Genomic DNA, 10,589 nt, shown 5'->3' with positions numbered 1-10,589 from the left:
CCCCGCCCCGGCGGGTTTTTTTATATCCGAAGCACCCCAACCTATCTATACGAGCTGTGCTTTTTTTGTTCACCTCCTGGAGCACTGTATGTGGTTACTGGACCAGTGGGCAGAGCGCCATATTAATGACGCGCAGGCCAAAGGCGAGTTTGATGATTTACCGGGTTCCGGTGAGCCGCTTGCTCTGGATGATGATTCTCATATTCCACCGGAACTGCGAGCCGGCTACAGGTTATTAAAAAATTCGGGTTGCCTTCCTCCCGAACTTGAGCTGCGCAGAGAAGCAATTCGTCTGCTTGATATCCTTGCAGGAATTCGTAAAGATGAGGTTCAGTATGAGGAGGTAAGTCGACGTCTTTCGCTCCTTGAACTTAAACTTCGACAGGCTGGACTCAGCACCGAGTTTTTGCGTGGGGAATATGCAGAAAAACTTCTGCATCGGATTAGTGATGATTAGCGGAGGTACCATGTATCGTATTGGCGAATTAGCTAAACTGGCTGAAGTCACGCCAGATACCATCCGTTACTATGAAAAGCAGCAAATGATGGAGCATGAAGTACGCACTGAAGGTGGATTTCGACTCTATACCGAAAGCGATCTTCAACGTCTTAAATTTATTCGTTATGCCCGACAGCTTGGTTTTACTCTGGAGTCGATCCGCGAGTTACTCTCGATCCGTATCGATCCTGAGCACCATACCTGCCAGGAGTCTAAGGGAATTGTTCAGGAAAGATTAAAAGAGGTTGAAGCCCGAATTGCTGAGCTTCAGACAATGCAGCGCTCGCTACAGCGATTGAACGATGCATGCTGCGGCATGGCGCATAGCAGCGTTTACTGCTCTATTCTCGAGGCACTTGAGCAAGGCGCTAGCGGAACAAAATCAGGCTGTTGATTTATTGAACGGTCAGGTCTACACTCGCGGCGTAAATTATTACACACTGGAGAGATTATGAGTCGTTATCAGCACACCAAAGGGCAGATAAAGGACAACGCCATTGAAGCACTATTGCATGACCCGCTATTCAGACAGCGGGTTGAGAAAAATAAGAAAGGAAAAGGAAGTTATCAGCGTAAAGGTAAACAAGGAAATCGGGGTAACTGGGAGGCCAGTGGCAAGAAAGTGAATCACTTTTTTACCACTGGCCTTCTTGTTTCAGTGAGTGCTTAAGAACGGTTATTTTGTTCTTTCAGCAGGTCACGTATTTCACTCAGCAACACCTCTTCTTTTGATGGGGCTGGCGGTGCTGTTGGCTCTTCAGCCTTTTTGCGATTCAGTCTGTTGATTAGCTTGATGGCCATAAAGATAGCAAAGGCAACAATAATGAAATCAAACACATTCTGAATAAACACACCGTAGTGCATCACGACCGCCGGGATATCTCCCTGCGCGTCGCGTAACGTTAAGGCAAACTGTTTAAAATCAATCCCACCAATTAACAAGCCCAGTGGTGGCATGATGATGTCGGCAACCAGTGACGAAACAATCTTACCGAATGCCGCACCAATAATGACACCCACTGCTAAATCTACAACATTCCCGCGCATCGCGAATTCGCGAAATTCTTTAATAATGCTCATTTTATTCTCCCTATGCAGCTGACGTTTATAAGTCTAACAAATGTTAAGACAATTTCCATTTATGTATTGCTGACTGGGGAATTTATTAGACCATGAAAAATAAGGGGAAATAAAAAGGGTGCTGTACTAGCACCCCCATAATTACAGAAAGAAGGGACTTGGCTGGAATAAACGTTCGACATCGGTAATAAATTTTTTATCGGTCAGGAACATAATGACGTGATCACCCTGCTCAATACGCAAGTTGTCATTAGCGATCATTACGTCATTACCCCGAACAACGGCGCCAATGATTGTTCCTGGCGGCAGCTTAATCTCGTCAATTGCACGGCCGACAACCCGGGATGTTGTTTCATCTCCGTGCGCGACAGCTTCGATGGCTTCTGCCACACCACGGCGCAACGAAGAAACGCCGACGATATCTGCTTTACGGACGTGGCTGAGCAATGCAGAGATCGTTGCTTGCTGTGGTGAAATGGCAATATCAATCACGCTGCCCTGCACCAGATCAACGTACGCCTTACGTTGAATCAGCACCATTACTTTCTTGGCGCCCATACGTTTAGCCAGCATTGCCGACATGATGTTAGCTTCGTCATCGTTAGTGACGGCAATAAACAGATCAACCTGATCAATATGCTCTTCGGCGAGCAGTTCTTGATCCGAAGCATCGCCAAAAAAGACGATCGTATTTTGTAACTTTTCAGCAAGCTCTGAAGCTCGTTGCTGATCGCGCTCGATCAACTTAACGCTGTAATCCTTTTCCAGCCGCCGAGCGAGTCCGGCACCGATATTACCGCCGCCTACAAGCATGATGCGCTTGTAGGGTTTTTCCAGGCGTTGCAGTTCGCTCATCACTGCGCGAATATGTTGTGACGCTGCAATAAAGAATACTTCGTCACCCGCTTCCACGATGGTAGAGCCCTGCGGGCGAATAGGTCTGTCATGGCGGAAAATTGCCGCAACGCGGGTATCGATATGCGGCATATGCTCGCGCATAGTCGACAGTGCGTTACCGATCAGTGGACCGCCATAATAGGCTTTAACCACTGCGAGACTGACTTTACCTTCGGCAAAATTCACCACCTGCAGGGCACCAGGATATTCAATCAGCCGGTAGATGCTGTCGATAACCAGTTGCTCTGGGGCAATGAGGTGATCGATAGGTACCGCTTCGGAGTGGAAGAGTTTATCGGCATCGCGCACATAATCCGGTGACCGAATACGTGCGATACGATTAGGCGTATTGAAGAGCGAATAAGCGACCTGACAGGCGACCATATTGGTCTCATCAGAGCTGGTCACGGCGACCAGCATATCGGCGTCGTCGGCGCCAGCTTCGCGCAGTACGCGGGGATGAGAGCCATGCCCCTGCACAACGCGGAGGTCGAACTTGTCCTGCAGGCTGCGCAAGCGTTCACCGTTGGTATCGACTACCGTGATATCGTTGTTCTCGCCGACCAGGTTTTCAGCCAACGTACCACCAACTTGCCCTGCGCCCAGAATGATAATTTTCATCAGTCGCGACCCGTTATCTCATCACTTTTTGATTAGCTTAGCGTAAAAGAAGCCATCACCTTCTTCTGCACTCGGTAAATTCTGGCGGCCTGGTTGCTCAGGTGTGCCGGTTTCGCTTAATACCGCGTTTGGCGTACGCGTCAGGAAGGCCGCAATCTGCTGCTGGTTCTCTTCAGGCAGAATAGAACAGGTTGCATAAACCAGCGTGCCGCCCGGCTTCAGATGCGCCCAAGTCGCATTCAGGATCTCTGCCTGTAGTTGGGCAAGCTCGGTGATATCCCGGTCACGGCGCAGCCATTTAATATCCGGATGGCGACGAATGACCCCAGTGGCTGAGCATGGAGCATCCAGCAGAATACGATCGAACTGCTGTTCGCCACACCATTGTTGTGGAAAACGACCATCGCCCTGCTTGACGGTGGCCTTCATGCCCAAACGCTTCAGGTTGTCGTAGACGCGTGACAGACGTTTTTCGTCTACGTCGACCGCCATTACATTTGCATTCGGAGCAACCTCCAGAATATGTGTCGTCTTTCCACCTGGCGCTGCACATAAATCGAGGATCTGTTCACCGTTCTTCGGCTGCAGATAGCTCACGCATCCCTGAGCGGAAGCGTCCTGGACGGTTACCCATCCCTGCTCGAAGCCGGGCAATGCCAGAACTGACACTGGGGTTTCCAGACGCACAGCATCCGGGTAATCCGGGTGTGGGAAGCCGGTAAGACCACTTTCCGCCAGCAATGCTAGCCACGCGTCGCGCGAGTGGTGGTTACGGTTAACGCGTAGCCACATTGGCGGACGCTGGTTATTAGCCGCAAGAATGGTTTCCCACTGCTGTGGATAAGCATTCTTAATGCGTTTTACTAACCAGGATGGGTGTAAGAAGCGCAGTTCGCTTTGTGCAAACTCGGTTAACAGCTCGTCCTGGCGGCGCTGAAACTGGCGTAGTACGCCGTTAATCAGGCCTTTCAACTGCTGGCGTTTGATCACGACCGCGCCTTCCACTGTTTCAGCTAATGCAGCATGAGGAGGGATACGGGTATGCAGTAGTTGGTAGAAACCGACCATGATCAGGTAGTGGACCGTGCGCTGTTTGCCCGTCATCGGGCGTTCCATCAGCTGTTTGATCATCCACTCAAGTTGGGAGAGGGTGCGCAATACGCCGAAGCAAAGTTCCTGTAACAGCGCCTTATCTTTATCGGCAACTTTCTGCTGCATGGCAGGTAGCACATTGCTTAGCGACTGCCCCTTTTCGACAACCTGTTCGACGGCCTGCGCCGCCATACTGCGTAAATTTAGATTTTTTTTCATAACCGCAAAAATAAAAATGCCCGGAGATGCCGGGCTTTAAGAGATGAACCGTCAGAGCAGACGGTTTCCAGGAACGAACCATTCCCGGCGTGAATTCAACAGGTCCTGCGCGCTCATGGCTTTTTTACCGGCTGGCTGCAAAGAGATGAGATTCAGGATGCCATCGCCTGTCGCAATCTGAATACCCTGGCGGGTTGCTTCCAGAATCGTTCCTGGTTCGGCACCTGCAGGTTTATCAATCACCGTGGCCTGCCAGATTTTGACCGGCTGCTCATCAATGACGATGTAACTCATCGGCCATGGATTAAAGGCGCGAATGCAGCGCTCCAGCTGAACGGCACTAAGCGTCCAGTCCATGCGGGCTTCTTCTTTACTTAGCTTCTCGGCATAGCTCACCAGCGATTCATCCTGGACTTCAGGTTTCGCGGTGCCCGTTGCCAACAGGTGCAGTGTGTGCAGCAGTCCCTGTGGGCCGAGTTCGGCTAACTTATTGTAGAGGCTGGCGCTGGTGTCTTCAGTGGTGATTGGGCAAGAGAGTTTGTGTAGCATATCGCCGGTATCCAGACCGACATCCATCTGCATGATGGTGACGCCGGTTTCGGTATCGCCAGCCCACAGTGAACGTTGGATGGGTGCCGCGCCGCGCCAGCGAGGAAGCAGGGAACCATGGACGTTGATGCATCCCAAGCGCGGCATGTCCAGCACGGCTTTTGGCAGAATAAGGCCATATGCTACTACCACCATTACATCTGCGTGCAGGTCAGCAACTAACTGCTGGTTTTCCTGAGGACGAAGAGAGACGGGCTGAAAAACCGGTAACCCTTTTTCTTCGGCCAGCACTTTTACCGGGCTGGGCATCAGCTTTTTACCACGTCCTGCTGGGCGATCCGGTTGGGTAAATACGCCGACGACGTTATGTCCAGAAGACAGCAGCGCGTCGAGATGACGCGCTGCAAAGTCAGGTGTACCCGCAAAAATAATACGTAGTGAGTCTGACACGTTGATTCTTGTCCTTAAGGTCGAGCGTTCAGGCGGTCGAGTTTTTCAACTTTCTGACGAATGCGTTGTTGTTTCAACGGCGACAGATAATCAATAAACAATTTACCGACCAGGTGATCCATTTCGTGTTGAATGCAGATCGCTAACAGGCCATCGGCTTCCAGTTCAAAGGGGTTACCCTCACGATCGAGTGCGCGAATTTTTACTTTCTCAGCGCGCGGTACTAATGCTCGCTGTTCGGGAATAGACAGGCAACCTTCTTCAATGCCGGTTTCACCGTCTTTTTCCAGTAGCTCAGGGTTGATCAACACCAGGCGCTCATCGCGATTTTCAGAGATATCAATAACAATGATGCGCTGATGAATATCAACCTGCGTTGCCGCTAGGCCAATACCTTCTTCGGCGTACATCGTCTCGAACATATCATCGACGATACGCTGAATTTCTGCATTCACTTCTTCAACCGGTTTTGCGATTTTGCGAAGACGCTCGTCCGGGATATGTAACACTTGCAAAACTGACATAGTTATCCAGAGTTGTGTTCAGGAGTTGGAAAGATTATTACCTCTATTCTAGACAAAACCCCTTCTGATTGACAGCATCAGTGACCAATCGCAAAGATTGCTATGACTGCTTGTGGCAGGGGGAAAAGGGATGACCCACACCGAAATTTGGTTACGTTTAGCACGAGTATGTGAACTTTATGGTGATGAGATGGTGCGCATTGCTCACTGGCTTATTGCTCAACCGTGTATTAACAAAACGATACTCCAGTATGCAGGATTCTCTCCCCGCCAGGCCGCACGTTTTTTAAGCTTTTCCGACATTGAATTGGAAAAAACGCTGCGCTGGCTGGAGTTACCGCATCACCATGTCGTTTTTGCCGATAGCGAACGTTATCCGCCGCAGCTTCGCGCCACTGAAGATTACCCGGGACTCCTCTTTATTGTTGGCGATCCCGATTGTTTACACTCTTTTCAGGTCGCTGTTGTGGGGAGCCGGCAACATTCCTGGTATGGAGAACGCTGGGGGCGATTATTCTGTGAGAAGCTTGCCGCTTGCGGTGTGACAATCACCAGCGGGCTGGCACGGGGGATCGATGGCGTCGCGCACAACGCGGCGGTAAATATGAATAGAACCAGTATCGCCGTGCTGGGGAACGGCCTGGAAACCATTCATCCACGGCGGCACGCACATCTTGCCGAACGTCTGATTGAGGCCGGAGGCGCGCTGGTGTCTGAGTTCCCTTTGGATATGCTTCCTCTACCGCGCAATTTTCCGCGACGAAATCGTATTATCAGTGGCTTAAGCAAAGGCGTACTGGTGATTGAGGCCGCTCAGCGTAGCGGTTCGCTGGTGACTGCGCGTTGTGCCCTGGAGCAAGGACGGGACGTTTTTGCGTTACCAGGGCCAATCGGGAACCCAGGTTGTGAGGGGCCACATTGGCTCATTAAGCAAGGAGCGACGTTGGTTACGGCTCCAGAAGATATTCTGGAGAATTTGCAATACGGTTTACATTGGGTGCCAGATGAACCTGAAAATTCAATTTATTCACCAGATCACGAAGAGGTGGCATTGCCATTTCCTGAGCTCCTGGCTAACGTAGGAGATGAGGTAACACCTGTTGACGTCGTCGCTGAACGTGCCGGCCAACCTGTGCCAGAGGTAGTGGCTCAGCTACTCGAACTGGAGTTAGCAGGATGGATCGCAGCTGTACCCGGCGGCTATGTCCGATTGAGGAGGGCATGCCATGTTCGACGTACTAATGTATTTGTTTGAAACATATATCCATAACGAAGCGGAGCTGCGTGTGGATCAGGACAAACTGGAACGGGATCTTACCGACGCTGGTTTTGATCGTGAAGACATCTACAACGCGTTACTGTGGCTGGAAAAACTGGCTGATTATCAGGATGGCCTTGCCGAACCTATGCAGCTTGCATCTGACCCTCTGTCTATTCGTATTTATACGGCGGAAGAGTGCGATCGCCTGGATGCGAGTTGTCGGGGGTTCTTATTATTCCTGGAGCAGATCCAGGTGCTAAACCTCGAAACGCGAGAAATGGTGATTGAGCGTGTACTCGCGCTGGATACAGCAGAATTCGATCTGGAAGACCTGAAGTGGGTGATCCTGATGGTTTTATTCAACATTCCCGGTTGTGAAAATGCGTATCAGCAAATGGAAGAATTACTCTTTGAAGTGAATGAAGGTATGCTGCATTAATCAATCTTCATTCAGTATGAGTTGTTATGGCTAAATCAGCACTGTTTGCGGTGCGTAAAAACGAGCCCTGCCCACAATGCGGGGCTGAACTGGTTATTCGCTCTGGGAAACATGGCCCGTTTCTCGGTTGTTCACAGTATCCGGAATGCGACTATGTCCGTCCGCTAAAATCCTCTGCGGACGGACATATTGTCAAAGTTCTGGAGGGTAAGTTTTGTCCTGAGTGCGGTGCTGAGCTGGTGCTGAGGCAGGGACGATTCGGTATGTTTATTGGGTGTAGTGATTACCCGGCATGTGACCATACTGAACTTATCGACAAACCAGATGAAACGGCGATTGTTTGCCCCCAATGCCGGACAGGCCAGTTGGTCCAGCGGCGTTCCCGTTATGGCAAAACTTTTTACTCCTGCGATCGCTATCCTGAGTGTCAGTTTGTCATCAACTTCAAACCTCTGGCTGGAGAGTGTCCTGAGTGTCACTATCCGCTTCTCATCGAAAAGAAAACCGCACAGGGTGTGAAACACTTTTGTGCCAGTAAACAATGTGGAAAGCCGGTCTCGGCGGAATAAAAAAGTGAATAATAACCTGCCCACAGATCCCATCGCTGCTGCGATAGCGGTTCTGAAACAAGATAAAGTCATCGCTTATCCAACAGAAGCTGTTTTCGGCGTCGGCTGTGACCCAGATAGCGAAACGGCTGTTACTCGTCTGTTGGAACTAAAACAACGACCAATTGATAAAGGCTTGATTTTAATTGCGGCAAATTTTGACCAACTAAAGCCGTATATTGATGACAGCATGCTCACTGATGCCCAACGTGATGCTATTTTCGCGTGCTGGCCAGGTCCCGTTACCTTTGTGTTTCCGGCAGCGATAACGACACCACGTTGGTTAACCGGCCGTTTTGATTCGCTGGCCGTGCGCGTCACGGATCATCCGCTGGTGGTTGCGTTGTGCCAGGCTTATGGCAAACCGTTAGTTTCTACCAGTGCTAATTTGAGTGGTCTACCCCCTTGCAGGACGGTAGAGGAAGTACGCGTGCAGTTTGGTATAGATTTCCCCGTTGTCGAAGGTGATACCGGGGGGCGTTTAAATCCTTCGGAAATCCGTGATGCCTTGACGGGTGAACAATTTCGACAGGGGTAATATGAAAGAAGCCTATGCTGTTTTTGGCAATCCAATCGCGCACAGCAAATCGCCTTTTATTCATCAGCAATTTGCAGAGCAGCTGAATATCGATCACACCTATGGACGGGTGCTGGCGCCAATCAATAATTTTGTGAATACGCTGAACACCTTCTTTGCAGAGGGCGGTAAAGGGGCGAATATTACGGTTCCTTTTAAAGAAGAGGCATTTGCGCGGGCTGATGAATTAACAGAACGGGCATCGCTTGCCGGGGCGGTTAACACGCTTAAGCGTTTGGAAGATGGACGCTTACTTGGGGATAACACCGATGGTATTGGTTTATTAAGCGATCTTGAACGTTTAGCTTTTATTCGTCCCGGATCGCGTATTTTACTTATTGGGGCTGGTGGGGCATCCCGCGGGGTATTGCTCCCTCTTCTTTCTATGGATTGTGCAGTGGCCATCGTAAACCGTACCGCTTCGCGTGCAGAAGAACTGGCTCAGATCTTTTCCCATACCGGTAGCGTTCAGGCCGTGGGATTTGATGAGCTTGAGAATAACACCTTCGATCTCATTATTAATGCGACCTCCAGTGGGATTAGCGGGGATGTTCCGGCTATCCCTGCATCACTGATCAACGCTTCTGTTTATTGCTACGACATGTTTTATCAGAAAGGGAATACGCCGTTCTTGTCCTGGTGCGCATTACAGGGAGCAAAACATTGTGCTGATGGGTTGGGAATGTTGGTAGGGCAGGCGGCGCATGCCGTTTTACTCTGGTATGGCGTATTGCCGAAGACGGAACCCGTCATTAAACAGCTGCAACAGGAACTGTCCGTGTGAACCAGGCTATCCAGTTTCCCGATAGAGAAGAATGGAAGTCAGATATAGATGCTGTCGTTTTCCCGGCGATGGTTCAGGGTATGCAGCTAACATGCGCCATCAACGGAGAGGTATTGGCGCGTCGCTTTGGCGGCAACACGCCTGAACAGTGGATGGAAATTTTTCGGGAGCATCGCTGGGATCTGGAAGATGAAGCCGAAGCATTGATCCAGGCTCAGCAAGAAGATGCTCACGGTTGGGTTTGGTTATCCTGACTCAAATACTCGTCTTTCCATTTCACATAGTTGTTAGCTGAATACTGCAGGCCCGCTTTTTCTTCATCGCTGAGTGGGCGGATCTGTTTAACCGGGCTGCCCAGGTACAGATACCCGCTCTCCAGGCGTTTGTTTTGCGGAACCAAACTTCCCGCGCCAATCATTACGTCATCTTCTACTACGACACCGTCCAGCAGGATCGATCCCATACCGACCAAAACGCGGTTGCCAATGACGCAGCCGTGCAGCATGACTTTATGGCCCACGGTGACATCCTCACCCACGATCAGTGGATTGCCTTGCGGGTTAGATGCTGATTTATGCGTGACATGTAACACGCTACCGTCCTGAATGTTTGTGCGGGCGCCGATTTGTACGTAGTTCACGTCACCACGGATCGCGACCAGAGGCCAGATCCCAACATTATCAGCCAGACGAACATCACCAATGATGACGCTGCTGGTGTCGATCATCACGCGTTTCCCGATCTGCGGGAAAAGATCCTTATAAGGACGCAGTACATCAGACATGTTTACCTCAATAGAATAGAGCAGTAATGAAGACTTTGGTTTGATTATCGAGACTGTGCAAGCGATTTAGTTATCAAAAATCAGGCATATTGTGCAGGAATGTAGCGAAAGGGGTAAAAAACAGCCACTCAGCAAAAAAGATCTAAAAAACACTTGTGCTAAAAAATGGGATCCCTATAATGCGCCTCCATCGACACGGCGGATG

General features: G+C 50.3%; 15 protein-coding genes. 9 read left to right on the top strand and 6 right to left on the bottom strand.

The window, feature by feature from the left end; translation table 11 throughout:
- The first annotated feature begins 88 nt into the window (after positions 1–88).
- The 3 genes from FDX01_RS16405 to arfA are packed head-to-tail and all read left to right on the top strand — an operon-like array spanning position 89 to position 1,169.
- Positions 89–457, top strand: a complete 369-nt coding sequence (locus tag FDX01_RS16405; RefSeq protein WP_096755435.1) for a DUF1992 domain-containing protein — start codon at positions 89–91, stop codon at positions 455–457.
- A gap of 10 nt (positions 458–467) precedes the next feature.
- A complete protein-coding gene (zntR, locus tag FDX01_RS16400) occupies positions 468–893 on the top strand; it encodes a Zn(2+)-responsive transcriptional regulator (RefSeq protein WP_045448272.1) in 426 nt (141 codons plus the stop codon).
- Between the two features lie 57 nt (positions 894–950).
- On the top strand, positions 951–1,169 hold the full coding sequence (gene arfA / locus FDX01_RS16395) for an alternative ribosome-rescue factor ArfA (protein WP_096755436.1): 219 nt from the start codon (positions 951–953) through the stop codon (positions 1,167–1,169).
- Here the strand turns inward: arfA and mscL are convergent.
- The 5 genes from mscL to def all read right to left on the bottom strand — a co-directional run bounded on the left by mscL (position 1,166) and on the right by def (position 5,931).
- On the bottom strand, positions 1,166–1,579 hold the full coding sequence (mscL, locus tag FDX01_RS16390) for a large-conductance mechanosensitive channel protein MscL (protein ID WP_096755437.1): 414 nt from the start codon (positions 1,577–1,579) through the stop codon (positions 1,166–1,168). The genes arfA and mscL overlap by 4 nt on opposite strands.
- 141 nt (positions 1,580–1,720) lie before the next feature.
- Entirely contained in the window at positions 1,721–3,097 is a 1,377-nt protein-coding gene (trkA, locus tag FDX01_RS16385) for a Trk system potassium transporter TrkA (protein WP_096755438.1), read from the bottom strand.
- A 21-nt stretch (positions 3,098–3,118) separates the two neighbouring features.
- The gene (gene rsmB / locus FDX01_RS16380; RefSeq protein ID WP_096755439.1) at positions 3,119–4,408 is read right to left on the bottom strand and encodes a 16S rRNA (cytosine(967)-C(5))-methyltransferase RsmB; all 1,290 of its coding nucleotides are present in this window, start codon (positions 4,406–4,408) and stop codon (positions 3,119–3,121) included.
- A 51-nt stretch (positions 4,409–4,459) separates the two neighbouring features.
- On the bottom strand, positions 4,460–5,407 hold the full coding sequence (fmt, locus tag FDX01_RS16375) for a methionyl-tRNA formyltransferase (protein WP_115257341.1): 948 nt from the start codon (positions 5,405–5,407) through the stop codon (positions 4,460–4,462).
- A 14-nt stretch (positions 5,408–5,421) separates the two neighbouring features.
- Complete coding sequence (gene def, locus FDX01_RS16370) at positions 5,422–5,931, bottom strand: peptide deformylase (protein WP_096755441.1); 510 nt, start codon at positions 5,929–5,931, stop codon at positions 5,422–5,424.
- A gap of 130 nt (positions 5,932–6,061) precedes the next feature.
- Between def and dprA the strand changes: the two genes are divergently transcribed.
- The 6 genes from dprA to FDX01_RS16340 are packed head-to-tail and all read left to right on the top strand — an operon-like array spanning position 6,062 to position 9,854.
- Positions 6,062–7,186 carry a DNA-protecting protein DprA gene (gene dprA / locus FDX01_RS16365; RefSeq protein ID WP_135911305.1) on the top strand — a complete coding sequence of 375 codons (1,125 nt, stop codon included), beginning with the start codon at positions 6,062–6,064 and terminating at the stop codon, positions 7,184–7,186.
- A complete protein-coding gene (smg, locus tag FDX01_RS16360; protein ID WP_003031162.1) occupies positions 7,158–7,631 on the top strand; it encodes a DUF494 family protein Smg in 474 nt (157 codons plus the stop codon). Before dprA ends, smg begins: the two co-directional genes overlap by 29 nt.
- Positions 7,632–7,657: 26 nt before the next feature.
- Complete coding sequence (locus tag FDX01_RS16355; protein ID WP_096755443.1) at positions 7,658–8,200, top strand: type I DNA topoisomerase; 543 nt, start codon at positions 7,658–7,660, stop codon at positions 8,198–8,200.
- A gap of 4 nt (positions 8,201–8,204) precedes the next feature.
- Positions 8,205–8,777, top strand: coding sequence for an L-threonylcarbamoyladenylate synthase type 1 TsaC (gene tsaC / locus FDX01_RS16350; RefSeq protein ID WP_096755444.1), 573 nt, complete (start codon positions 8,205–8,207; stop codon positions 8,775–8,777).
- A gap of 1 nt (position 8,778) precedes the next feature.
- A complete protein-coding gene (aroE, locus tag FDX01_RS16345) occupies positions 8,779–9,600 on the top strand; it encodes a shikimate dehydrogenase (protein ID WP_137400167.1) in 822 nt (273 codons plus the stop codon).
- Entirely contained in the window at positions 9,597–9,854 is a 258-nt protein-coding gene (locus FDX01_RS16340; protein ID WP_117344022.1) for a DUF1488 domain-containing protein, read from the top strand. The genes aroE and FDX01_RS16340 overlap by 4 nt, the downstream gene beginning before the upstream one ends.
- On the opposite strand, the gene FDX01_RS16335 is transcribed toward FDX01_RS16340, so the two are convergent.
- Entirely contained in the window at positions 9,830–10,384 is a 555-nt protein-coding gene (locus tag FDX01_RS16335) for a gamma carbonic anhydrase family protein (RefSeq protein WP_115257345.1), read from the bottom strand. The genes FDX01_RS16340 and FDX01_RS16335 overlap by 25 nt on opposite strands.
- Between the last annotated feature and the right edge of the window lie 205 nt (positions 10,385–10,589).

Source organism: Citrobacter sp. wls613, from assembly GCF_005281195.1.
Lineage (GTDB): Bacteria > Pseudomonadota > Gammaproteobacteria > Enterobacterales > Enterobacteriaceae > Citrobacter > Citrobacter gillenii.
This window is presented reverse-complemented; position numbering and strand designations above follow the sequence as displayed.

Coding starts and splice junctions, on each gene's coding strand:
- FDX01_RS16405 (WP_096755435.1), top strand. CDS start 89: ATGTGGTTACTGGACCAGTGGGCAGAGCGCCATATTAATGACGCGCAG.
- zntR (WP_045448272.1), top strand. CDS start 468: ATGTATCGTATTGGCGAATTAGCTAAACTGGCTGAAGTCACGCCAGAT.
- arfA (WP_096755436.1), top strand. CDS start 951: ATGAGTCGTTATCAGCACACCAAAGGGCAGATAAAGGACAACGCCATT.
- mscL (WP_096755437.1), bottom strand. CDS start 1,579: ATGAGCATTATTAAAGAATTTCGCGAATTCGCGATGCGCGGGAATGTT.
- trkA (WP_096755438.1), bottom strand. CDS start 3,097: ATGAAAATTATCATTCTGGGCGCAGGGCAAGTTGGTGGTACGTTGGCT.
- rsmB (WP_096755439.1), bottom strand. CDS start 4,408: ATGAAAAAAAATCTAAATTTACGCAGTATGGCGGCGCAGGCCGTCGAA.
- def (WP_096755441.1), bottom strand. CDS start 5,931: ATGTCAGTTTTGCAAGTGTTACATATCCCGGACGAGCGTCTTCGCAAA.
- dprA (WP_135911305.1), top strand. CDS start 6,062: ATGACCCACACCGAAATTTGGTTACGTTTAGCACGAGTATGTGAACTT.
- smg (WP_003031162.1), top strand. CDS start 7,158: ATGTTCGACGTACTAATGTATTTGTTTGAAACATATATCCATAACGAA.
- FDX01_RS16355 (WP_096755443.1), top strand. CDS start 7,658: ATGGCTAAATCAGCACTGTTTGCGGTGCGTAAAAACGAGCCCTGCCCA.
- aroE (WP_137400167.1), top strand. CDS start 8,779: ATGAAAGAAGCCTATGCTGTTTTTGGCAATCCAATCGCGCACAGCAAA.
- FDX01_RS16335 (WP_115257345.1), bottom strand. CDS start 10,384: ATGTCTGATGTACTGCGTCCTTATAAGGATCTTTTCCCGCAGATCGGG.